The following is a 21,323-nucleotide window of genomic DNA, read 5'->3' as shown; positions in this document are numbered from 1 at the left end:
ACCGGTGGTCACTCCGACCGAGGTGACCTCGACCGGTGGTCACCCCGGCCGACGGTCACCTCGGCCGGTGGTCACCCCGGCTCCCGGTCACTCGCCCGTCGACGCCGGAGCCACCCCGATCGGGCAGGAGACGCCCGTTCCGCCGATCCCGCAGTAACCCGCCGGATTTTTGTCCAAGTACTGCTGGTGATATGCCTCGGCAGGCCAGAACGGCCGGCCCTCCGCCGGGAGGATCTCGGTGGTGATCGTGCCGAAGCCGGAGCCGGTCAGGACCTGCTGGTACGCCTCGCGGGACGCGGTCACCGCCGCCGCCTGCTCGGGGGAGTGGGTGTAGATCGCCGAGCGGTACTGGGTGCCCACGTCGTTGCCCTGGCGGAAGCCCTGGGTCGGGTTGTGGGACTCCCAGAAGAGCTTCAGCAGCTCCGCGTACGTGACCACCTTCGGGTCGAAGACCACACGGACGGCCTCGGTGTGGCCGGTCAGACCCGAGCAGGCCTCCTCGTACGTGGGGTTCTCGGTGTATCCGCCCTGGTAGCCGACGAGGGTCGTCCAGACGCCCTCCGTCTGCCAGAACTTTCGCTCGGCGCCCCAGAAACAGCCCAGCGCGAAGTCCGCGGTCTCCAGGCCCTCCGGGTACGGACCCAGCAGCGGATTGCCCAGGACCGTGTGGCGGGAGGGGACCGTGAATTCGGGGGTGGACCGGCCGCGCAGGGCCTGCTCGGGGGTGGGGAGCTCGGGGGTACGGCTGTTCAGGAACATGCGGGGGCTCCTCCGGGGGCCGGGTGCGGGGTCGCTTCGTACAACAAAGGGGCGGCGGTCAGGATTCCGGGCCGCCCGCCGAGGGGCCGCCCGCCGACGGGTCCCTGCCCTCGCGCCGTGCGCCGGCGTCGGCGGCGGACTCGTGCGCCGCCATGTACGCGGCCGTCTTCCGCCTCGCCCGGAGCCACAGCCAGACGGCGAGCGCGATCATGACGAGCGGGATCAGTCGTGCCATGCGGGGTACCGGTCCAATCCGAAAGGAGGAGTCCGAGAGGGAGGTGCGGGGGAGCTCCGGGAAGGTGCGGGTCAGTGCGGCAGGGTGGCCGGGCTGCCGCCGTTCGCCTCGTACCCGGCGACCGCGAGCGCCCGGTAGACCGTGTACTCGGCGGCCGGATCGGGGTCCTGCGTCCACGGCAGCGCGCCCACGTGCCCGTCGATGTGGACCAGCTGGTTCATCGCCTCCGACCAGCGCTCCATCCGGACCAGGAACAGCACCAGGAGATGGCGGACATGGGCCAGCATCGGGTCGTCCGCACGGGCCGCGTGCACCGCGAACATCGCACCCTCGACCGCCTTCCCCACCACGACGCCCCGGTAGAAGCCCTGGACCAGATTGACCTCGGGCAGGTGCTCGTACACCGCGAACAGCGGCAGCGCGGCGAGCAGTGAGCCCTGCGGGGCGCGGGCGGCGGCCGTGGTGGCGAACCGCTCGGCCTCCTCACGCGAACCGTGCCACTTCTCGCACCAGAAGTGCAGCGCGGCGATATGCGCCCCCATGTGCGCCGGACCCCGGTCGATGATCTTCGCCCAGAGCTGGTCGAACTGCTCGTGGGAGTAGCCCAGTCCACGGGCCACGGCCAGTTCGACGAGGTACGGCACCGGGTCGCCGGGCGCCAGCAGGGCCGCCTCGCCACAGACCGTACGGGCCTCCTCCAGGATGATCCGGAAGTCGTCCGACCCCGTGGTGGACGACCGCCACGCCTGCTGCACCAGGAACTCCGCGTGCACCGCCGCCCCGCCCGCGTCCTTCGGGGACTCCGCACGCCAGGAGCGCAGCCACGCCCCGCCCACGCCCGGCTGCCGCGCCAGCTCCAGCGAGGCCGCGCCCGCGAACGCCTGCACCCGCTGCCAGCGCACCTCGCCCTCCTTGGGCGTACCGGCCAGCAGCTGGGCCGCGGCCCGCCAGTCCTGGGTGCGCTGCACGACGTCGAGGACATCGAGCAGGTCCTGGTCGGGACCCGGCATCCGGACGTCCAGATCCTCCTGGCGGACAAAGCCGTACGTGTCCGGGTCGGCCGCGTCCGGTGAACCGGGGGCGACCTGGCGGATGCCGCCGCGACGGCGCAGCATGATCGGGCCGATCACGGCGGCGAGCATGCACAGCGCGAGCAGGAACCACAGAATCTCCATGGCTCCATTGTCCCCGGACGGCGCAGTGACCCGTGCGTGCCCTCGTGACGAACTACGCTCGGGCCTCATGAGCGACCAGCACAGCTTCGAGACCCTCGCGATTCACGCGGGGAACACCGCCGATCCCCTCACCGGCGCCGTAGTTCCGCCCATTTACCAGGTGTCCACGTACAAGCAGGACGGCGTGGGCGGGCTGCGGGGCGGCTACGAGTACAGCCGCAGCGCCAACCCGACCCGTACCGCCCTGGAGGAGAACCTCGCGGCCCTGGAGGGCGGCCGGCGCGGTCTGGCCTTCGCCTCCGGCCTCGCCGCCGAGGACTGCCTGCTCCGTACGCTGCTGACCCCCGGCGACCATGTCGTCATCCCGAACGACGCGTACGGCGGCACGTTCCGGCTGTTCGCCAAGGTCGCCACCCGCTGGGGCGTGGAGTTCTCGGTCGCCGACACCTCGGACGTGGCGGCGGTACGGGCCGCGATCACCCCGCGCACCAAGGCGGTCTGGGTCGAGACCCCGTCCAACCCGCTGCTCGGCATCACCGACATCGCGGCCGTCGCGGGCGTGGCCCGGCAGGCGGGGGCGCGCCTCGTCGTCGACAACACCTTCGCCAGCCCCTACCTCCAGCAGCCGCTGGCACTCGGCGCGGACGTCGTGGTGCACTCCACCACCAAGTACATGGGCGGTCACTCGGACGTCGTCGGTGGCGCGCTGATCGTCAACGACCCCGAGCTGGCCGAGCAGTTGGCGTACCACCAGAACGCGATGGGGGCCGTCGCCGGTCCCTTCGACGCCTGGCTCGTGCTGCGCGGCATCAAGACCCTCGCGGTCCGTATGGACCGGCACACCGAGAACGCCACCAAGGTCACCGAGCTGCTGACCCGGCACCCCAAGGTGACCCAGGTCCTCTACCCGGGGCTGCCGGAGCACCCCGGGCACGAGGTCGCCGCCAAGCAGATGAAGGCGTTCGGCGGCATGGTGTCGTTCCGGGTCACGGGCGGCGAGGAAGCGGCCGTCGAGGTCTGCAACCGGGCGAAGCTCTTCACGCTCGGTGAGTCCCTCGGCGGCGTCGAGTCCCTCCTGGAGCACCCGGGCCGGATGACGCACGCCTCCGCCGCGGGCTCCCCGCTGGAGGTACCGGCCGACCTGGTCCGCCTCTCGGTGGGCATCGAGAACGGTGACGACCTGCTGGCCGACCTGACCCAGGCGCTCGGCTGACCCTGCCGCGGGGCTCCGCGTGCGACGGGTGCCCGTCCGTGACCGGGCGGGCACCCACACGGGTGGTCAGACGGTGGCCTTCTCGTCCTCCAGCATGGCCCGGACCTGCTCGCGCAGTTCGGGGCCGTCGGTGTGTTCGTGGACCGAGACGGCGTGCTCGGTGGCGGCCCGTACGACTTCGTCCTCCTCACCGGAAATGGTGAGCGAGCAGTTCGAGTCGCTCGGATACTTGCGGCAGTCGGCGATCTTCCTGGTCATGACAGCCTCCTCGGCCGATGTGACGGCCCGCTTCTTCCAGGGTAGATCCATTCACCAGCCCCGCAGGGGTGGTGACGTCCCGGCGGGCGGTGCGATCCACGGCTGTTCCGCCCCGGCCCATACGGCGAACACGAGTACGGCCACGCCCAGCAGGCACATCCCCAGCCGGCGCGCCGCGCGGTGGCGCCGCAGCAGCCGGGCGCCCTTCTCCGCCGCACGCGGTACGAGGCCGGACGGCACGTGCGGATGCGGGCCCGCCAGCAACCGGCGGACCTCGTCCACCTTGCGGTACGGACGTTTTCCCCGGCTCATGGCGGTACCCGGCTCATGGTGAGGTCCGCTCATGGTGTGGTCCGCGAGGCCCGTGACGGCGGTGACACCCGCGCGGCGGACCGGGCCATCGCGGCTGCGATGGCCTCCCGGTCCGACCACAGTGCCGTGACCGCCCGGGTGCAGATCGCCCGCACCCGGTCCGCCGGAAGCCCGAGCAGCGCCGCGGTCCGCTCCTCCGCCACGCCTTCGTACAGGCGCAGGACGAGGACGAGGCGTTCCTGCGGGGTCAGCCGTTCCAGGAGGCCGCCGCGCGGGCGGTGGTGGTGCCGGGCCCGGCGGGCGAACCGGATGGCCAGGTCCTGCCGGGTGCGGTCGTAGGGGTCCTCGCCGCGCAGCCGGTCCCAGCCGGCGTACGTACGGGCCAGGGCCGCGAACAGCAGCCGCTCGGCCCGTACGTTGACGCCGGGCGGATGGGCGGGTTCGGCGGTGAGCAGCGTGGCCGTGTGCAGCAGACGTCCGGCCGCGCCCGCCGCGAAGTCCTCGAACTCCTGGGCGCGGCGGCGTTCCCGGTCCGCCCGCCGCTCTCGCATGCTCCATCGGAGACCCCGTACGGCCCCCCGGTCAAGGGCCGTGCGCGAACCGGCGGCCGGTCAGTTGTCCTGCGGGCTCAGATGGGCGGCCTGGCGTGCGGCCAGCGCCGCGTTGAACCGGGTGAGCAGCGCGCAGAAGGTGTCGCGCTCCTCGGTGCTCCAGTCGTCGGTCACCTGGGACATCAGCTCCCGTCGGGAGGCCCGGACCTCGTTCAGCCGGGCCTGGCCGCGCGGCGACAGCTGGAGCACGACCGCCCGGCCGTCCTCCGGGTGCGAGGTGCGCTTGACCAGGCCGGTGTCGACGAGCGGCGCGACCTGGCGGGTCACGGTCGAGGAGTCGATCCCCATCCCCGCGGCCAGTGCCTTGACGCCCATCGGGCCTTCCCGGTCCAGCCGGTTCAGCAGCAGATACGCCGCCCGGTCCATGGAATTGCGGACCTGGCCGACACCGCCGAGGCGGGTCTGCTCGGCACGGCGGGCGAAGACGGCCACCTGGTGCTGGAGGGCATCGAGGAGGTGGTCGGGACCCGGGTGTTCGGGGGCGGCGCCCCCGGAAGGAGACGCAGCAGTCGTCATGTCCTGAGGGGGCATGGCCGGGGGCTCTCTTCGTGCGGTGTCGGATGGGTGGGGGACAGAGTACGCGGCCACGGGGCAACGCGTACCAGCGCTGCACAAACCTGTGGACATCACCGCAGGCCGCCGTGAGACGGCTCGGCCGCGATCGGCCGGAACTGCAAGACTTGCTGTCATGACCTTCCGTACGCCGAGCCCCTTTCCACCGCTGATCCTCGATGACATCCGCGGGGCGCGGAAGATGCTGTCCGGTGTGGCCAGGGTGACGGCCATGGAGGGCAGCCGCCATCTGACCGGCCTGGTGGGCGCGCCGGTCCACCTCAAGTGCGAGAACCTTCAGCGCACCGGTTCGTTCAAGCTGCGCGGCGCGTACGTGCGGATCTCGGGCCTCAGTCCCGTCGAGCGGGCGGCCGGTGTGGTCGCGGCCAGTGCCGGGAACCACGCGCAGGGTGTCGCACTGGCCTCCTCCCTCCTGGGTGTGCGCTCGACGGTCTTCATGCCTGTCGGCGCTCCGCTGCCGAAGGTCGCCGCGACCCGGGAGTACGGGGCCGAGGTCCGGCTGCACGGCCATGTCGTCGACGAGACGCTCGCCGCCGCCCAGGAGTACGCGCAGGAGACGGGCGCGGTCTTCATCCACCCCTTCGACCACCCGGACATCATCGCGGGACAGGGCACCGTGGGCCTGGAGATCCTGGAGCAGTGCCCGGAGGTCCGCACGATCGTCGTCGGCGTCGGCGGCGGCGGGCTCGTCGCGGGCATCGCCGTCGCGGTGAAGGCCGTGCGCCCGGACGTGCGGATCGTCGGGGTGCAGGCGGCGGGTGCGGCCAGTTTCCCGCCGTCGCTGGCCGCCGGCCACCCGGTCTCCCTCGAATCGCCGCAGACGATGGCCGACGGCATCAGGGTCGGCCGCCCCGGCGACGTACCGTTCGGGATCATCGAGGAGCTGGTCGACGAGGTCCGTACGGTCACCGAGGACGAGCTCTCCAGCGCCCTGCTGCTCTGCCTGGAGCGGGCGAAGCTGGTCGTCGAGCCGGCCGGGGCGAGTCCGGTGGCGGCGCTGCTGAGCGACCCGGAGGCGTTCCGGGGGCCGGTCGTCGCGGTGCTGTCGGGCGGCAATGTGGACCCGTTGCTGATGCAGCGCATCCTGCGGCACGGGATGGCCGCCGCGGGGCGCTATCTGAGCCTGCGGCTGCGGCTCACGGACCGGCCCGGCGCGCTCGCCACCCTGCTGGCCGCGCTGTCCCTGGCCGACGCCAACGTCCTGGACGTGAGCCATGTGCGGACCGATCCCCGGCTGGGGCTCACCGAGGCCGAGGTGGAACTGCACCTGGAGACCAAGGGCCCGGAGCACTGCGAGGAGGTCGCGGCGACGCTGCGCGGGGCCGGGTACCTCGTGATGAGCTGACCGGGTCCGGGACCGGGGCGGCGGCCGGGTCCGGGCCGAGGCGGACGCCAGGGGCGTGGCCGGAGCCGGGCGCAGGCGTTCACCGGGCGGGCCGCGGGCGGCGTACCTAGGATCTGTGCTCAGGAAGTCACCCGAATAAGCAACTGGGGGAATCCCTATGCCGGGCGCTATCTACGCCGAAGACCTGGTGAAGACCTTCGGTGACGTACGAGCACTGGACGGCGTCGGCTTCGACGTGCCGGAAGGCACCGTCCTCGGCCTGCTCGGGCCGAACGGCGCGGGCAAGACGACCGCGGTACGGGTTCTGACCACACTGCTCCGGCCGGACAGCGGCCGGGCCCTGGTGGCGGGCATCGACGTACTGCGCAAACCCAACGAGGTACGCCGCTCGATCGGGCTCTCCGGCCAGTTCGCCGCGGTTGACGAATATCTGACCGGCCGCGAGAACCTTCAGATGGTCGGGCAGCTCTACCAGATGAGCGCACGGGACGCGAAGGTCCGGGCGGGCCGGCTCCTGGAGCGGTTCCACCTCGCCGACGCGGCGGACCGCACCACCAAGACGTACTCCGGCGGTATGCGCCGCCGGCTCGACCTCGCGGCGGCGCTCGTCGTGTCCCCGCCCGTGATGTTCATGGACGAGCCGACGACCGGCCTGGACCCGCGCAACCGCCAGCAGTTGTGGGAGGTCATCCAGGAACTGGTGGCGGGCGGCACGACACTGCTGCTGACCACGCAGTACCTGGAGGAGGCCGACCACCTCGCCCATGACATCTGTGTCATCGACCACGGCAAGGTCATCGCCCGCGGCACGTCCGACCAGCTCAAGGCCCGTATCGGCGGCGAGCGGGTCGAGGTCGTCGTGCACCGGCCGCAGGAGATCGAACCGGCCCGCGCCGTGCTGACCGCGCTGGGCAAGGGCGAGGTCACCGTCGCCGAGCTGTCCCGGCGGCTGACCGTCCCGGTGACGGGCGGGGCCAAGCTCCTCGCCGAGGTCATCCGCGACCTCGACGCCCAGGGAGTCGAGATCGACGACATCGGTCTGCGCCGCCCCACCCTCGACGACGTCTTCATCTCGCTGACCGGGCATGCCGCGGAGCTGGAGCAGAACGACAACGGGAAGGAGTCCGGCTCATGAACGCCCTCAGCGAGGCCGCTCCCCGCCCGGCCGGACACCACCGGCCGGAGGGCGGGATCGGCCAGTCCGTCCGGGACTCGCTCGTCATCGCCCGGCGCAATCTGATCCGCATGGCGCGCATCCCCGAGATGATCATTTTCGGGCTGATCCAGCCCATCATGTTCGTCGTGCTGTTCAGCTACGTCTTCGGCGGTTCGATGGTGATCGGCGGCTCCACCAACGCCACCGAATACCGCAACTTCCTGATGGCGGGCATCTTCGCGCAGACCGTCACCTTCGCGACCGCGGGCGCCGGAGCGGGCATCGCCGACGACATGCACAAGGGCCTCATCGACCGCTTCCGCTCGCTGCCCATGGCCCGCGGCGCGGTCCTCACCGGCCGTACCCTCGCCGATCTGGTCCAGACGACTCTCACCCTGGTGGTCCTCGCGATCGTCGCCCTGCTGGTCGGCTGGCGCACCCACGAGAACATTGGCAAGGTGCTGGGAGCCTTCGGGCTGCTCCTGCTGCTGGGGTACGCCTTCTCCTGGATCGGGGCGCTGATCGGGCTCACCGTCCGCACCCCCGAGGCCGCCACGTCGGGCGGGCTGATCTGGCTCTTTCCCGTGACATTCATCTCGAACGCGTTCGTGCCCACGGAGAACATGGCGGGCTGGCTCCAGCCGATCGCCGAGTGGAACCCGTTCAGCGCCACCGTCCAGGCCTGCCGGGTGCTCTTCGGCAACCCGGGCGTGTCACCGTCCGACGCCTGGCCGATGGTGCATCCGGTCTGGGCCTCGCTGCTGTGGTCGCTGCTGATCCTGGTGGTCTTCCGGACCCTGTCCGTACGCAAGTACCGCTCAGTGGCCATCTGAATCCGTCGCCGCGAAACGTCCGGTGCCCGCCCGCCACTCACCGTGGCCCGGCGGGCGCGGGTGTCTCCAGCCCGACCGGGGTGCACCGGTCAAGCCGCACGATGAGTTGCGTGGCGCGGGTCCACGGGATGCGCCAGTCGCCGAAGAGGACTCCGCCATGGGTGTCCGGCGCGGGGAAAGGGGGCCCCGACCGGTAGATCACCCCTTGGACGCCGATGGGTGTGCAGCCCTGGGCGCGTACAGCCGTGTACCGCGTACGCAGGTACGGGCAGCTCCTCGCCGACTGTGCGGCGCAGGGCATGCACAGGGGCGGATGCGTGGTGGTGAGGTCGTCCGCGTCCTCACCGAGCAGCCACAGCACGCCGCTTTCGTCGCGGTCGGCGGGTCGGCCGCAGACCTGGCACAGCAGCTTCCGCATGGCCCGCCGCTGCCGAAGGGAGTGGACCCGGCCGAATTCGGGTCTGCCCCTGCCGGGGCTGGAAGAGATGCGGCTCCACAGGATCCGGTCCGCGTCGCGGTCGTACGGGGTCTCGTCCGTGTAGCCGATCCCCGCGCCGCGAGTGACGACGCGCGGGTGGATCGCGTGTTCGGAATCCCAGGCCGTGATGTACGGCACGGGGCCCTTGCCGGGGTGAGCTGTGCGGTTGAAGGACGGCATGACCATCCCCCCTTTCCCCGAGGATGCCTGAATCCTCTCTAGAGATCCCCTCAGTCAACCCAAGGTCTCTAGAGATGTCAATCGGTGCTTAGGGATGTGTACATGGACAGGTAGCGGTCGAATGTCAGCTGAATGTCAGCCGAATAGGATCTCTGGACAGGAGCAGGAAGGAGGGTGCGTCATGGGTACGCGTGGTAGCGGTCGTCGCCCCAAGTACCAGCTCATCGCTGATGGGCTGCGGGAGGAGATCCAGTCAGGCGCCTACGGCCCGGGTGATCGGCTGCCTGGTGAGAACGATCTGATGGCCACGCACGAAGTGGCCCGGATGACCGCGCGACAGGCGCTCGGTGTGCTCCAGAACGAAGGCTTGACGGAGTCCCGCAAGGGGGCGGGAGTCTTTGTCCGCGAGTTCCGGCCGCTTCGGCGGCGGGGGATCACCCGGGTCGCCCGGGAGGAATGGGGTTCCGGCCGCTCGGTCTGGGCCGGTGACATCGGTGAGCGCGATCTCGTCGTGGACCAGATCCGGGTTACCGAGCAGAGAGCCCCGAAGCGCATCGCCGGTGTGCTGGACATCGCGCCCGATGCTGCCGTCCTGGCGCGGAGCCGGCGGTTCGTGCTGGACGGGAAGCCTGTCCTGCTCGCCGTCTCGTATCTGCCCGCCGACCTCGTCGCCCGTTCCGCGATCACCCGGGAGGACACCGGCCCCGGCGGGATCTATGCCCGCCTCGCCGAGCTGGGGCACGGACCCGTCCACTTCCGCGAGGAGGTCAGGGCCCGGATGCCCTCGCAGGAGGAGGCCGCCCGGCTCGGGCTGGGGACCGGGTCGCCCGTCGTGCTGATCTGCCGCACGGCGTTCACAGGGGCGGGGCGTGCCGTCGAGGTGAACGAGATGACCCTCGACTCGGCCGCGTACATCCTGGAGTACGACTTCGACGCGTGAGCGGTCAGGCCAGGACGATGGGGCGGGTCCCGGGGAAGATCTTCCCCGGGACCCGCCCCATCGTCCTGCGGCGGCTCAGCCGGTGTACGGCTTCGCGCTGAGGATCTTCACCGTCGCGGTCTTGCCGTTCGGCAGCTCGTACTGCGCGTCGTCGCCCATCCGCTTGCCGTTCACGCCGGTGCCGAGCGGGGACTGCGGGGAGTACGTCTCGATGTCCGAGCTGGCGTACTCGCGCGAGGCGAGCAGGAAGGTCATCGTGTCGTCCGGGTCGCCGTCGAAGGCGATCGTCACGACCATGCCGGGCTCGACCACGCCGTCGTCGGCGGGGGCCTCGCCGACCTTCGCGTGCTCCAGGAGCTGGGTGAGCTGGCGCACCCGCAGCTCCATCTTGCCCTGCTCCTCCTTGGCCGCGTGGTACCCGCCGTTCTCCCGGAGGTCACCCTCCTCACGGGCCGCCGCGATCTTTACGGAGATCTCCGTGCGCGCGGGACCAGACAGGTACTCCAGCTCGGCCTTGAGCTGGTTGTACGCCTCCTGCGTGAGCCAGGTGACGTTTTCGCTGGTCTGGGTCACAGGTGCTCCTCGTCGGTACTGGGAATACAAAGCAACGCCCTACCCAGAAGCATGTGCTTCCACGGGTGGGCGAAACCACGAGCCTAACAATTCCGCAGGAAAAGGGGGAGAAGGTAAATCGTCCATCGCGCGTCCACGCAGGTCAGCGTCGGACGGTGCAGGTCGCAGCGGGTCGCGGACGGCCGGTGACCGTCAGTGCGACGAGTCGCCACCCGCCGTGCAGCCCATCAGCTCGACCGCGGTCGCCCTGGACGTCGTGCGCAGCGCGACGACGTCGTCGATCCGGTCGGAGGGCTGGTCGAAGCGGAAGTCCTTGCGGGCGACCTCCCGGCCGTCCTCGCTCAGCGCGCGCAGCGTGCAGTAGCCGCCGCTGTCGCGGTCCTTGCGCACTTCGAGATGGGCCTCGGCCCGGGTGTCCGAGACGACCTTGGACTTGATCAACTCGGCGCTGATGTCCTTGCCGCCGACGTAGGAGAAGCCGATCCAGGCGATCACGCCGAGCAGGACGACGCCCAGCGCCGCCCCGACGATCTTCAGCTTGCGGTCCGCACGCTGATCCTCGGTCCGGCCGTAGCGCCCCTCGGGCGTGGCCTCACGAACCGCCGTCATGATCGTTCCTCCTGCTCCCGGGAATCGAGGAATTTTCCAGCCCCCGGTTCGGTCACTATAGAAGCCGCACATGGCGACCAATCACTGAGGATCGAAGCTTTGACTGAGCAGCTGCGTCTGATGGCCGTTCACGCCCACCCCGACGACGAGTCGAGCAAGGGCGCGGCAACGATGGCCAAGTATGTGTCCGAGGGGGTGGACGTGCTGGTCGTGACCTGCACGGGGGGCGAGCGCGGCTCCATCCTCAATCCGAAGCTCCAGGGGGACGCGTACATCGAGGAGAACATCCACGAAGTGCGCCGGAAGGAGATGGACGAGGCCCGGGAGATCCTGGGCGTCGAGCAGGAGTGGCTCGGCTTCGTCGACTCCGGGCTGCCCGAGGGCGACCCGCTGCCGCCGCTGCCCGAGGGCTGCTTCGCGCTGGAGGACGACGAGACGGCGGCGGGGCGTCTCGTGTCGAAGATCCGCGCGTTCCGGCCGCAGGTCATCACCACGTACGACGAGAACGGCGGCTACCCGCACCCCGACCACATCATGACCCACAAGATCACGATGATCGCGTTCGACGGTGCCGCCGATACGGAGAAGTTCCCCGAGGCCGAGTTCGGCCCGGCCTGGCAGCCGCAGAAGCTCTACTACAACCAGGGCTTCAACCGGCCGCGCACCGTCGCCCTCCACGAGGCGCTTCTCGCCCGCGGGCTGGAGTCCCCGTACGGCGAGTGGCTGGAGCGCTGGAAGGAGTTCGAGCGCGACGAACGCACGCTGACCACGCATGTTCCGTGCGACGAGTTCTTCGAGATCCGGGACAAGGCGCTGATCGCGCACGCGACGCAGATCGATCCGGACGGCGGCTGGTTCCGGGTCCCGATGGACATCCAGCGGGAGGTCTGGCCGACCGAGGAGTACGAGCTGGCGAAGTCTCTCGTCGATACCTCCCTCCCCGAGAGCGACCTCTTCGCGGGCATCCGCGACAATGCCTGATATGTACGCGACTCAGGCACTGACGCACCTCGTCCCGCTCGCCGCCGATGAGCTCGACAAGAACAAGGTGACTCCCGGCGTTCTCGGCTTTCTCGTCTTCGCGGCGCTCGCCGTCGGCGTGTGGCTGCTGATGAAGTCGATGAACCGCCACATGGGCAAGGTCGACTTCGTCGAGGCACCGGATCCGGACGCCGTTCCGGACGAGGCGGGGGAGAAGGCCGCAGCGGGGGAGAAGGCCGCGGCGGGGCCGCGGAAGTAGCCCGCCCACACGGACCGCGCGCAAGCGCTCCTGGAGCCGGTCACCGGCCGGACCCAGCGGCCCGGATTGTCGGCCGGACCCGGCGGCCCGGATCATCGGCGCCGGTCGTCGGCCGGGCCCGCCGGCCGTACCCGCCCGGAAGCCGGTGTCCCGGCATCCGGGCGGCCCCGACCACCGGAACGGCCGGTGACCGGCGCACCCGCCGGTTCCGGGCCGCCCGGCCGCCGTGGCGCCCGTCCTACGGCTCCGCCGTCACCCGGACCCCCATGACCTCCCGCGCGTCGCGGTTCGGCGTCAGGCCCAGGCGCCACGCCTGCCAGCCGTCGTCCAGGTCGACGCCCCGGTCCAGCACGCCCGCGTACGCCCGCGCGCAATCCGCCAGCTTGCTGTCACGTGCGGGGTGCCCGGCGGCGATCAGGTCCGCCAGTTCCTGCTGGGCCACCGCCGTACCCACCTCGCTGCCGCCCGGCGAGGCGTACGGCAGCAGCGTGCAGCGCAGGAAGCGGGCCCAGTCGCCGCCGCGTTCGTCCCCGTACGAGGCGAACAGCCCGACCGCCTCGCCGCACAGCTCCAGCGCCTGGGCCGCCCGGCCGTTGCCCGCGTCCACCAGAGTCAGCTCCAGGCAGGTCCACGCCTCCCCGTGCGCCACCCCGATGCGCCGGAAGTCCGCCCGCGCGTCCATCAGGAGCTGACGGGCGAAGCCGGAGTTGCGCAGGTTCCCGGTCCGGGCCGCCCCCTGGTCCCGGGTGACCCGGCCCGAGTGGTGCCGGGCGCACGCCAGCCCGTACACGTCCCGCATCCGGGAGAACATCGTGCGCGCCCGCTCCAGCTCCCGTACCGCCTGATCGGTGTCGCCGCCCTCCTCCAGCGCCTGGCCCAGGTAGTACCGCGTCCAGGCCTCACCGCGCGCGTCCTCGTTGTCCCGGTGGCGGGCCAGCGCGCCGCGCAGCTCCTCCACCGCGCGGGCCGGGTCGCCGTCCAGCAGCCGGGCACGGGCCAGCTGGGTCAGGGCCCAGGCCTCTCCCCGCTCGTCCCTGGTGCGCCGGTACAGCTCCAGCGCGGTGCTCAGGGCCTCCTCGGCCGCGCTCACCTCGCCGGTCCGCAGCCGGACCTGGCCCAGCTGGAACCGCGTCCACGCCTCGCCGTGCAGGGACTCGCCCTCCCGGTGCAGGGCCAGCGCGGTGTCCAGCAGGGTCAGCGCCTCGGACAGGTTGGCCCGGTCGCGTTCGACGGCGGCCAGGGCGTGCAGGGTCCAGGCACGGTCCTCTGCCTGCTGGTCGGAGGACTGGAGGGCGAGCGCCTCGCGCAGCCGTACGGAGGCTTCCGTGAGGTTGCCCTGATGGTGCAGCGTGATCCCGAGCGAGCACAGGGCCAGCGCCGCCCCGGCGTCGTGGTGCGCCTCGCGGTAGAGGCCGACGACCGAGGAGAGCGTGGTGCGGGCCTTGTCCAGCTCGCCGAGCTGCCGGGCCGCGATGCCGGTGCGCCACTGGACGGACCGCTCCAGCAGGCCCTTGTCGACGGCCCGGGTGAGCTCGCTGATCTCGCCCAGCCGGTAGAGGTCACCGCGCAGCAGGCAGTAGTCGCACAGCGCGCCCAGCAGATGGAGCACGGCCCCCTGGTCCACCCCCTCCGCGTGCCGCAGCGCCGAGGTGATGAAGCTCGACTCCTCGTCCAGCCAGCGCAGGGCCGCGTCCAGGGACGTGAAGCCGTGCGGGCCGAACTGTCCGGCGCGGGTGGACATCTTGCCGTCGACCATCCGGATCACGGCGTCGGCGAGCTCCGCGTAGTTCGTCAGGAGCCGTTCCTGCGCGGCGGTGCGCTCGGCCGGCTCCTCCTCGTCCAGCAGCCGGGCCAGGGCGAAGGCCCGGACGAGATCGTGCAGCCGGTAGCGCGAACCGCGTACATGGGTCAGCAGCCCGGCCCGCGTCAGTGCGGTCAGCAGCCGCCCCGCCTCCCGCTCGTCGGCGGCGAGCAGCGCCGCCGCCGCTGCCGCGCCGAGGCTCGCGCGCCCCGCCAGCGCGAGCCGCCGCAGCAGCCGCCTGGCCTGCTCGGACTGATCGGCGTAGCGCAGCCGCAGGGCCCGCTCCACCGGCCCCGCCGGACCCCGCGCGCCCGGGTCGGCGCCCAGGTCGGCGGCGAGCGCGGCGCGGGTGCGGGCGCCGAGGGCGGAGCCCGCGACCCGCAGCGCCAGCGGCAGCCCGCCGCACAGCTCGACGACGGCGTCGGTGGACGGGTAGTCGTACGGCCCGGCCTCCTCGTCCTGGGCGCTCTCGCGCAGCAGCTCCTCGGCGCCCGCCGCGTCGAGCCCGCCGACCGGCAGCTGGTGCACCCAGGCGGGGGTGTCCGCGGGCAGGTCGAGGGGTTCGCGGGCGGTGACGAGCACCAGGCTGTCGGAGCGCTCGGGGATCAGCGTGCGGACCTGACCGGCATCGGTCGCGTCGTCCAGGATGATCGTCACGGGCATCCCGGTGAGGTGCTGGTGGTACAGCTCGCCGAGCCGCCGCATCTGCTGGTCGGTCGCGCCGCTCTTCCCGCCGCCGCTCTCCCCGGCTCCCGGTTTCCCGGCGCCCTGCTCCCCGGCTCCCTGCTCCGCCCGGCCGGCGGAGGACCCGTTCCGGAACAGCAGCTGCTCGCGGGGCGCGCCCAGCCGGTTGAGCAGGTGCAGCAGCGCGTCGCGGGTGGGCAGCGGGCTCTCCCCGGCGACATCGCCGCGCAGGTCGACGACGCAGGCACCCCGGAACTGGTCCTTGAGCGCGTGCGCGGCGCGTACCGCGAGGGTCGTGCGCCCGGCGCCCGGCTCGCCGTGCAGGACGACGACGGTCGGCCTGGTCTCCGCCGACGCGCGCGCCGCGTGCACCCACTGGGCGATCCGGGCCAGCTCGGCGCGGCGCCCGGCGAACGGGCCCTCGGCGGCGGGCAGGTGGCCGAAGGACTGCTCCAGGAGCGCACGCTCACGGGCGGCCGCGCTGCGGTCCCGGCCGCGCAGCCCCCGTCCGGACGAGGCGGTGCCGCCTCCGTCCGGGCGGCGGCCGGAAACGTGCGGGGCGCGGGCGGTGGCGGTGGCGGCGTGCATCCACCGCTGCTGGTCGAGGTACGGGCGGATGCCCCGTATCTCCAGCGCCGCCAGCCAGTCGAGCCGCAGTTGTTCGGGGCCGCCGGGCTGGTCCGGCGCACCGGCCCCGGGGTGGGCGGCGGGCCGGTGGGACGCGGTCACCCTGGCCACGGTCGCGGCGGTCCCGGCCACCGCGACGACGGCGCCCGCGCCGAGGGCGAGTCCGGCCGCCGTGCCCAGCGCCAGGTCCGCACCGAACGCCGCCGCGGCGGCGACTCCCGTCACCAGCAGGGGTGTTCCGAGTGTCGCCCGGCTGAAACGCTGCGACAGCGGCTGTCGTTCCGCTTCCGCCGCTTCGAGCGCCCGCGTGTACGCGGCGTACTCCTCGCCCGCGCTCGCCGCCATGGTGTCGAGCGCGGTGCGCGCCCGCGCCATCAGCGCACCGGAGTCCGCCCGCCCGCCGGCGCGCCGGGCCTCCTCCTCCACGGCGCGCACCAACAGCCTTTCGGCTTCCACCCGATGGCTGTCCCGCATGTGTGTCCCCCTCCGAGAGCTCCGGCCTGTCGCGCCAAGTGTCCTGCGCGGGCTCGGCGAGGTCCATCGGTTCGCGTCCGGCCCGTGGCGCGCGGGCACCGTCCGGCCACGTACGCAAGGATTGGGCGCATGGCCAACCGACTTGCGCAGACCACCTCCCCGTACCTCCTCCAGCACGCCGACAACCCCGTCGACTGGTGGCCCTGGTCGCCCGAAGCGTTCGAGGAGGCACGCAGGCGGAACGTGCCGGTGCTTCTCAGCGTCGGCTACGCGAGCTGTCACTGGTGCCATGTGATGGCGCACGAGTCGTTCGAGGACGAGACCGTGGCGGCCTATCTGAATGAGCACTTCGTGCCGGTGAAGGTCGACCGGGAGGAACGGCCCGACGTCGACGCCGTCTATATGGAGGCGGTGCAGGCGGCGACCGGGCAGGGCGGCTGGCCGATGACCGTCTTCCTCACCGGGGACGCCGAACCCTTCTACTTCGGTACGTACTTCCCGCCCGAGCCCCGCCATGGCTCGCCCTCCTTCCGGCAGGTGCTCGAAGGGGTCAGCGCCGCGTGGACCGACCGGCGCGAGGAGGTCGCCGAGGTGGCCGCGCGCATCGTCCGGGACCTGGCCGGGCGCTCCCTGGCCCATGGCGGCGAGGGCGTGCCGGACGAGTCGGACACGGCGCAGGCGCTGCTCGGGCTGACCCGGGAGTACGACGAGAAGCACGGCGGGTTCGGCGGCGCGCCCAAGTTCCCGCCGTCCATGGCGATCGAGTTCCTGCTGCGGCACCATGCCCGCACCGGGGCCGAGGGCGCGCTCCAGATGGCCGCCGACACCTGCGAGGCGATGGCCCGGGGCGGGATCTACGACCAGCTCGGCGGCGGTTTCTCCCGCTACTCCGTGGACCGGGAATGGGTGGTCCCGCACTTCGAGAAGATGCTGTACGACAACGCGCTGCTGTGCCGCGTGTACGCCCATCTGTGGCGCGCCACCGGGTCGGATCTGGCCCGCCGGATCGCCCTGGAGACCGCCGACTTCATGGTGAGCGAGCTGCGGACGGCCGAGGGCGGCTTCGCCTCCGCGCTGGACGCCGACAGCGTGGACGCGAGCGGCAGGCATGTCGAGGGCGCGTTCTACGTGTGGACGCCCGAGCAACTGCGCGAGGTGCTCGGGGAGAGTGATGCCGCCTTCGCCGCCGCGCACTTCGGCGTGACCGAGGAGGGGACCTTCGAGGAGGGTTCCTCCGTCCTCCGGCTGCCGAGGGCCGGGGACGGGGCGGACCCCGCGCGGGTCGCCGAGGTACGGGCCAGGCTGCTGTCGGCGCGCGAGGAGCGGGTGCGGCCGGGGCGGGACGACAAGGTGGTCGCCGCCTGGAACGGGCTCGCCGTCGCGGCGCTCGCGGAGACCGGGGCGTACTTCGGGCGGCCCGATCTGATCGAGCGGGCCACCGAGGCCGCCGACCTGCTCGTACGGGTCCATCTGGGCGAGGTCGCCCGGCTGTCGCGGACCTCCAGGGACGGGCGTACGGGTACCAACGCCGGGGTGCTGGAGGACTACGGCGATGTGGCGGAGGGCTTCCTCGCGCTGGCCGCCGTCACCGGTGAGGGGGCCTGGCTGGAGTTCGCGGGCTTCCTGCTGGACATCGTGCTGGAGCAGTTCACCGGCGAGGGCGGCCAGCTGTACGACACCGCGCACGACGCCGAGCAGCTGATCCGCCGCCCGCAGGACCCCACCGACAGCGCCACTCCGGCCGGCTGGACGGCGGCGGCGGGCGCCCTGCTCTCCTACGCGGCGTACACCGGCTCGGAGGCCCACCGCACCGCCGCCGAGGGTGCCCTGGGGGTGGTGAAGGCGCTCGCGCCGCGCGCCCCCCGGTTCATCGGCTGGGGGCTCGCGGTCACCGAGGCGCTGCTGGACGGGCCGCGCGAGGTGGCCGTCGCCGGTCCGGTCGGCGGTGAGCTGCACCGTACGGCGCTGCTGGGCCGGGCGCCGGGTGCGGTCGTCGCGGCGGGCGAGGGGCCGGACGCCGGTGCGGAGTTCCCGCTGCTGGTGGACCGGCCGCAGGTGGGCGGGGCGCCGACCGCGTATGTCTGCCGGCATTTCGTCTGTGACGCGCCGACGACGGACGCGGCCGAGCTGGAGCGGAAGCTGGGCGGCTGAGACCGGGTACGGGGGAGGGGCCGTCGAGGCCCGACACGGGCGTGGGCCGCTGAGGCCCGGCGCGGAAAAGGGGCCGAACTCCACCGGAGTTCGGCCCCTTTCCTCGCTTGTCCGCCCGCGGGGTGGACCGCTCAGCCGTGCTGGTAGGCGACCAGCGAGATGCCGACGTAGTGCACGACGAACGCCGCCAGGGTCAGCGAGTGGAAGACCTCGTGGAAGCCGAACCAGCGCGGTGACGGGTTGGGGCGCTTGATGCCGTAGATCACGCCGCCCGCGCTGTAGAGCAGCCCGCCGACGACGACGAGGACCAGCACCGCGATTCCACCGGTGCGCAGGAAGTCGGGCAGGAAGAAGACCGCCGCCCACCCCATCGCGATGTAGCAGGGGGTGTAGAGCCAGCGCGGGGCGCCGACCCAGAACACCCGGAAGGCGATTCCCGCCACCGCTGCCGCCCAGACCGCCCAAAGGAGCGGCCGACCGGTGGACTCCGGGAGGAGGAGCAGGGTCAGCGGGGTATAGGTGCCCGCGATGATCAGAAAGATGTTGGCGTGGTCGAGCCTGCGGAGCACCGCCTCGCCGCGCGGCCCCCAGGTGCCGCGGTGGTAGATCGCGCTCACACCGAACAGCAGACAGGCGCTCACGATGTACACCGTGCACGCGATCCGGCCGCGGGTGCTGTCGGTGAGGGCGATCAGGGTGACCCCGGCGATCAGGACCGCGGGGAACATCCCCGCGTGCAGCCAGCCGCGCATCCGCGGTTTCACCGGTACGGGGTCGAGTGCGACGGGTTCGGGCGCAGCGGCAGCGGCGGCAGAAGTCATATCCGCATGCTACCTACGCCACCGTAGGTATCGGATATGAGTGGCGATGCTCACGTGTGCGGCCCCCTGGACATATGGGCGAATCGGTCGGATGATCAAATGAGTGCGGTCGGCACCGGATGAGCGCCATGGGAAATCGAAAGGTTCGAAGCATCCGGGTCGCGGCCCCCACGGGGCAACTGACAACAGACACCCTCAACAAGGAGCGATCGTGGCGCGCGACATCGCGGCTCCCCTCACTGTCCCCACCAACCACCCGGAGCTCGTCTCCTGGGTCGACGAGATCGCAGCCCTCACCGAGCCGGACCGGGTGGTCTGGTGCGACGGCTCCGAGGCCGAGTACGAGCGCCTGTGCGGGGAGCTCGTCGCCAAGGGCACGTTCACGAAACTCGACGAGGCCAAGCGCCCGAACTCGTACTACGCCGCGTCCGACCCGAGCGACGTCGCCCGTGTCGAGGACCGCACCTTCATCTGCTCCGCACTGGAGAAGGACGCGGGCCCCACCAACCACTGGAAGGCCCCCGCCGAGATGCGGGAGATCTTCACCGGTGAACAGGGCGTCTTCCGCGGCTCCATGCGCGGGCGCACCATGTACGTCGTGCCGTTCTGCATGGGCCCCGTCGGCTCGCCGCTCTCCGCGATCGGCGTCGAGATCACCGACTCCGCGTACGTCGCCGTCTCCATGCGCACCATGACCCGCATGGGACAGGCCGTCCTGGACGAGCTCGGCACCGACGGCTTCTTCGTCAAGGCCGTCCACACGCTGGGCGCACCCCTGGAGGAGGGCCAGGAGGACGTTCCGTGGCCGTGCAACTCCACCAAGTACATCTCGCACTTCCCCGAGGACCGCGAGATCTGGTCCTACGGCTCCGGCTACGGCGGCAACGCCCTGCTCGGCAAGAAGTGCTACGCCCTGCGCATCGCGTCCGTGATGGCCCGCGACGAGGGCTGGCTCGCCGAGCACATGCTGATCCTCAAGCTCACGCCGCCGAAGGGTGAGTCCCAGGGCCCCACGTACGTCGCCGCCGCCTTCCCGAGCGCCTGCGGCAAGACCAACCTCGCCATGCTGGAGCCGACGATCCCCGGCTGGACCGTCGAGACCATCGGCGACGACATCGCCTGGATGCGGTTCGGTGAGGACGGCCGGCTCTACGCGATCAACCCCGAGGCCGGGTTCTTCGGTGTCGCGCCCGGCACCGGCGAGCACACCAACGCCAACGCGATGAAGACCATGTGGGGCAACTCCGTCTTCACCAACGTCGCGCTCACCGACGACGGCGACGTGTGGTGGGAGGGCATGACCGAGGAGGCGCCCGCGCACCTCACGGACTGGAAGGGCAACGACTGGACCCCCGAGTCCGGCACGCCCGCCGCGCACCCCAACGCCCGCTTCACCGTCCCCGCCGGCCAGTGCCCGATCATCGCGCCCGAGTGGGAGGACCCCAAGGGCGTGCCGATCTCGGCCATCCTCTTCGGTGGCCGCCGCGCCTCGGCCGTGCCGCTGGTCACCGAGTCCTTCGACTGGCAGCACGGCGTCTTCCTCGGGGCCAACGTCGCCTCCGAGAAGACCGCCGCCGCCGAGGGCAAGGTCGGCGAGCTGCGCCGCGACCCGTTCGCCATGCTGCCGTTCTGCGGCTACAACATGGGCGACTACATGAACCACTGGGTCAAGGTCGGCGCCGGCAAGGACCAGGCCAAGCTGCCGAAGATCTACTACGTGAACTGGTTCCGCAAGAACGAGGCGGGCACGTTCGTGTGGCCCGGCTTCGGCGAGAACAGCCGCGTCCTCAAGTGGATCGTCGAGCGGCTGGAGGGCCGGGCCGAGGGCGTCGAGTCCCCGATCGGCATCCTGCCCGCCAAGGGCTCCCTGGACACCGAGGGCCTGGACCTCTCCGAGTCCGACCTGGACTACCTGCTCACCGTGGACAAGAAGGTCTGGCGCGAGGAGGCCGCGTTGGTCCCCGATCACCTCAACACCTTCGGTGACCACACGCCCAAGGAACTGTGGGACGAGTACCACGCGCTGGTCGAGCGCCTGGGCTGACGCCGTCCCGGGGCGGCGCCCGCGCGGCGCCGCCCACCGGGCGCACCACCGAGGTGCGCCCGCGCCCGGACCCCCGCGGCCGGGTCTTCCGACATCCGCCCTGACCTGTGGGGTCCAACAGCCCGCCGCGGTACGGCCCCCGGAGCCCCCCTCATGGCTCCGGGGGTCGCCCCTTTTCGCCGGGAACGTCCAGGCATCGCCATATCCTTGCGCACGGGATCTTCACTTCTG

21 protein-coding genes are annotated in these 21,323 nt (G+C 71.8%); 9 read left to right on the top strand and 12 right to left on the bottom strand.

The window, feature by feature from the left end:
- Positions 1–87: 87 nt before the first annotated feature.
- The 3 genes from msrA to A6A29_RS02030 all read right to left on the bottom strand — a co-directional run bounded on the left by msrA (position 88) and on the right by A6A29_RS02030 (position 2,169).
- Positions 88–759 (bottom strand): peptide-methionine (S)-S-oxide reductase MsrA, encoded by a 672-nt coding sequence (msrA, locus tag A6A29_RS02035; RefSeq protein WP_073718165.1) that lies wholly within the window; start codon positions 757–759, stop codon positions 88–90.
- 58 nt (positions 760–817) lie between these two features.
- Positions 818–994, bottom strand: a complete 177-nt coding sequence (locus tag A6A29_RS45680; RefSeq protein WP_198952973.1) for a hypothetical protein — start codon at positions 992–994, stop codon at positions 818–820.
- A gap of 71 nt (positions 995–1,065) precedes the next feature.
- Positions 1,066–2,169 carry a hypothetical protein gene (locus A6A29_RS02030; protein ID WP_073718164.1) on the bottom strand — a complete coding sequence of 368 codons (1,104 nt, stop codon included), beginning with the start codon at positions 2,167–2,169 and terminating at the stop codon, positions 1,066–1,068.
- A gap of 67 nt (positions 2,170–2,236) precedes the next feature.
- Here A6A29_RS02030 and A6A29_RS02025 point away from each other — a divergent pair, with 67 nt between their 5' ends.
- Complete coding sequence (locus A6A29_RS02025) at positions 2,237–3,382, top strand: cystathionine gamma-synthase (protein ID WP_073718163.1); 1,146 nt, start codon at positions 2,237–2,239, stop codon at positions 3,380–3,382.
- A gap of 66 nt (positions 3,383–3,448) precedes the next feature.
- On the opposite strand, the gene A6A29_RS02020 is transcribed toward A6A29_RS02025, so the two are convergent.
- The 4 genes from A6A29_RS02020 to A6A29_RS02005 are packed head-to-tail and all read right to left on the bottom strand — an operon-like array spanning position 3,449 to position 5,094.
- Complete coding sequence (locus A6A29_RS02020) at positions 3,449–3,640, bottom strand: DUF1059 domain-containing protein (RefSeq protein WP_073718942.1); 192 nt, start codon at positions 3,638–3,640, stop codon at positions 3,449–3,451.
- 51 nt (positions 3,641–3,691) lie between these two features.
- Entirely contained in the window at positions 3,692–3,985 is a 294-nt protein-coding gene (locus A6A29_RS02015) for a hypothetical protein (RefSeq protein WP_241838293.1), read from the bottom strand.
- Positions 3,982–4,503: a sigma factor-like helix-turn-helix DNA-binding protein gene (locus tag A6A29_RS02010; RefSeq protein ID WP_073718161.1), complete on the bottom strand. Its 522-nt coding sequence runs from the start codon at positions 4,501–4,503 to the stop codon at positions 3,982–3,984. Before A6A29_RS02010 ends, A6A29_RS02015 begins: the two co-directional genes overlap by 4 nt.
- 60 nt (positions 4,504–4,563) lie before the next feature.
- Positions 4,564–5,094 (bottom strand): MarR family winged helix-turn-helix transcriptional regulator, encoded by a 531-nt coding sequence (locus A6A29_RS02005; RefSeq protein WP_073718160.1) that lies wholly within the window; start codon positions 5,092–5,094, stop codon positions 4,564–4,566.
- Positions 5,095–5,251: 157 nt separating this feature from the next.
- Between A6A29_RS02005 and ilvA the strand changes: the two genes are divergently transcribed.
- The 3 genes from ilvA (at position 5,252) to A6A29_RS01990 (ending at position 8,470) form a co-directional block, all read left to right on the top strand.
- Entirely contained in the window at positions 5,252–6,481 is a 1,230-nt protein-coding gene (ilvA, locus tag A6A29_RS02000) for a threonine ammonia-lyase (protein ID WP_073718159.1), read from the top strand.
- 157 nt (positions 6,482–6,638) lie between these two features.
- Positions 6,639–7,616, top strand: coding sequence for an ATP-binding cassette domain-containing protein (locus tag A6A29_RS01995; RefSeq protein WP_073718158.1), 978 nt, complete (start codon positions 6,639–6,641; stop codon positions 7,614–7,616).
- Positions 7,613–8,470 carry an ABC transporter permease gene (locus tag A6A29_RS01990; RefSeq protein WP_073718157.1) on the top strand — a complete coding sequence of 286 codons (858 nt, stop codon included), beginning with the start codon at positions 7,613–7,615 and terminating at the stop codon, positions 8,468–8,470. Before A6A29_RS01995 ends, A6A29_RS01990 begins: the two co-directional genes overlap by 4 nt.
- 37 nt (positions 8,471–8,507) lie before the next feature.
- Here the strand turns inward: A6A29_RS01990 and A6A29_RS01985 are convergent, their stop codons facing one another.
- Positions 8,508–9,128, bottom strand: a complete 621-nt coding sequence (locus A6A29_RS01985; RefSeq protein ID WP_073718941.1) for a hypothetical protein — start codon at positions 9,126–9,128, stop codon at positions 8,508–8,510.
- A gap of 181 nt (positions 9,129–9,309) precedes the next feature.
- On the opposite strand from A6A29_RS01985, the gene A6A29_RS01980 reads away from it, so the two are divergent.
- Positions 9,310–10,068 (top strand): GntR family transcriptional regulator, encoded by a 759-nt coding sequence (locus A6A29_RS01980; RefSeq protein WP_073718156.1) that lies wholly within the window; start codon positions 9,310–9,312, stop codon positions 10,066–10,068.
- 75 nt (positions 10,069–10,143) lie between these two features.
- Here A6A29_RS01980 and greA read toward each other — a convergent pair whose 3' ends face one another.
- Entirely contained in the window at positions 10,144–10,641 is a 498-nt protein-coding gene (greA, locus tag A6A29_RS01975; protein WP_073718155.1) for a transcription elongation factor GreA, read from the bottom strand.
- 192 nt (positions 10,642–10,833) lie between these two features.
- Positions 10,834–11,250 (bottom strand): DUF4307 domain-containing protein, encoded by a 417-nt coding sequence (locus tag A6A29_RS01970; protein WP_073718154.1) that lies wholly within the window; start codon positions 11,248–11,250, stop codon positions 10,834–10,836.
- Between the two features lie 99 nt (positions 11,251–11,349).
- Here A6A29_RS01970 and mca point away from each other — a divergent pair, with 99 nt between their 5' ends.
- The gene (gene mca / locus A6A29_RS01965; RefSeq protein ID WP_073718153.1) at positions 11,350–12,231 is read left to right on the top strand and encodes a mycothiol conjugate amidase Mca; all 882 of its coding nucleotides are present in this window, start codon (positions 11,350–11,352) and stop codon (positions 12,229–12,231) included.
- 1 nt (position 12,232) lies between these two features.
- The gene (locus A6A29_RS01960) at positions 12,233–12,490 is read left to right on the top strand and encodes a hypothetical protein (protein ID WP_073718152.1); all 258 of its coding nucleotides are present in this window, start codon (positions 12,233–12,235) and stop codon (positions 12,488–12,490) included.
- 238 nt (positions 12,491–12,728) lie between these two features.
- Here A6A29_RS01960 and A6A29_RS01955 read toward each other — a convergent pair whose 3' ends face one another.
- Positions 12,729–16,076 carry a tetratricopeptide repeat protein gene (locus A6A29_RS01955; RefSeq protein WP_073718151.1) on the bottom strand — a complete coding sequence of 1,116 codons (3,348 nt, stop codon included), beginning with the start codon at positions 16,074–16,076 and terminating at the stop codon, positions 12,729–12,731.
- Between the two features lie 129 nt (positions 16,077–16,205).
- Here A6A29_RS01955 and A6A29_RS01950 point away from each other — a divergent pair, with 129 nt between their 5' ends.
- Positions 16,206–18,227 (top strand): thioredoxin domain-containing protein, encoded by a 2,022-nt coding sequence (locus A6A29_RS01950; protein WP_073718150.1) that lies wholly within the window; start codon positions 16,206–16,208, stop codon positions 18,225–18,227.
- A 131-nt stretch (positions 18,228–18,358) separates the two neighbouring features.
- On the opposite strand, the gene trhA is transcribed toward A6A29_RS01950, so the two are convergent.
- Complete coding sequence (gene trhA / locus A6A29_RS01945; protein WP_073718149.1) at positions 18,359–19,048, bottom strand: PAQR family membrane homeostasis protein TrhA; 690 nt, start codon at positions 19,046–19,048, stop codon at positions 18,359–18,361.
- 211 nt (positions 19,049–19,259) lie between these two features.
- Between trhA and A6A29_RS01940 the strand changes: the two genes are divergently transcribed.
- Positions 19,260–21,092, top strand: a complete 1,833-nt coding sequence (locus tag A6A29_RS01940) for a phosphoenolpyruvate carboxykinase (GTP) (protein ID WP_073718148.1) — start codon at positions 19,260–19,262, stop codon at positions 21,090–21,092.
- Positions 21,093–21,323 lie beyond the last annotated feature (231 nt).

This window comes from Streptomyces sp. TSRI0281 (genome assembly GCF_001905125.1).
Lineage (GTDB): Bacteria > Actinomycetota > Actinomycetes > Streptomycetales > Streptomycetaceae > Streptomyces.
Note: the sequence above shows the minus strand (reverse complement) of the source record. Positions and strands in the feature narration are given on the sequence as shown.

Excerpts from the sequence above, each read along its gene's own strand:
- A6A29_RS02025 (WP_073718163.1), top strand. The coding sequence starts at position 2,237 with ATGAGCGACCAGCACAGCTTCGAGACCCTCGCGATTCACGCGGGGAAC.
- trhA (WP_073718149.1), bottom strand. The coding sequence starts at position 19,048 with ATGACTTCTGCCGCCGCTGCCGCTGCGCCCGAACCCGTCGCACTCGAC.
- A6A29_RS02030 (WP_073718164.1), bottom strand. The coding sequence starts at position 2,169 with ATGGAGATTCTGTGGTTCCTGCTCGCGCTGTGCATGCTCGCCGCCGTG.
- A6A29_RS01980 (WP_073718156.1), top strand. The coding sequence starts at position 9,310 with ATGGGTACGCGTGGTAGCGGTCGTCGCCCCAAGTACCAGCTCATCGCT.
- A6A29_RS01960 (WP_073718152.1), top strand. The coding sequence starts at position 12,233 with ATGTACGCGACTCAGGCACTGACGCACCTCGTCCCGCTCGCCGCCGAT.
- A6A29_RS01970 (WP_073718154.1), bottom strand. The coding sequence starts at position 11,250 with ATGACGGCGGTTCGTGAGGCCACGCCCGAGGGGCGCTACGGCCGGACC.
- A6A29_RS02015 (WP_241838293.1), bottom strand. The coding sequence starts at position 3,985 with ATGAGCGGACCTCACCATGAGCCGGGTACCGCCATGAGCCGGGGAAAA.
- ilvA (WP_073718159.1), top strand. The coding sequence starts at position 5,252 with ATGACCTTCCGTACGCCGAGCCCCTTTCCACCGCTGATCCTCGATGAC.
- A6A29_RS02005 (WP_073718160.1), bottom strand. The coding sequence starts at position 5,094 with ATGCCCCCTCAGGACATGACGACTGCTGCGTCTCCTTCCGGGGGCGCC.
- A6A29_RS02020 (WP_073718942.1), bottom strand. The coding sequence starts at position 3,640 with ATGACCAGGAAGATCGCCGACTGCCGCAAGTATCCGAGCGACTCGAAC.
- A6A29_RS45680 (WP_198952973.1), bottom strand. The coding sequence starts at position 994 with ATGGCACGACTGATCCCGCTCGTCATGATCGCGCTCGCCGTCTGGCTG.
- A6A29_RS01995 (WP_073718158.1), top strand. The coding sequence starts at position 6,639 with ATGCCGGGCGCTATCTACGCCGAAGACCTGGTGAAGACCTTCGGTGAC.
- A6A29_RS01950 (WP_073718150.1), top strand. The coding sequence starts at position 16,206 with ATGGCCAACCGACTTGCGCAGACCACCTCCCCGTACCTCCTCCAGCAC.
- A6A29_RS01990 (WP_073718157.1), top strand. The coding sequence starts at position 7,613 with ATGAACGCCCTCAGCGAGGCCGCTCCCCGCCCGGCCGGACACCACCGG.
- A6A29_RS01985 (WP_073718941.1), bottom strand. The coding sequence starts at position 9,128 with ATGCCGTCCTTCAACCGCACAGCTCACCCCGGCAAGGGCCCCGTGCCG.
- A6A29_RS02010 (WP_073718161.1), bottom strand. The coding sequence starts at position 4,503 with ATGCGAGAGCGGCGGGCGGACCGGGAACGCCGCCGCGCCCAGGAGTTC.
- A6A29_RS01955 (WP_073718151.1), bottom strand. The coding sequence starts at position 16,076 with ATGCGGGACAGCCATCGGGTGGAAGCCGAAAGGCTGTTGGTGCGCGCC.
- msrA (WP_073718165.1), bottom strand. The coding sequence starts at position 759 with ATGTTCCTGAACAGCCGTACCCCCGAGCTCCCCACCCCCGAGCAGGCC.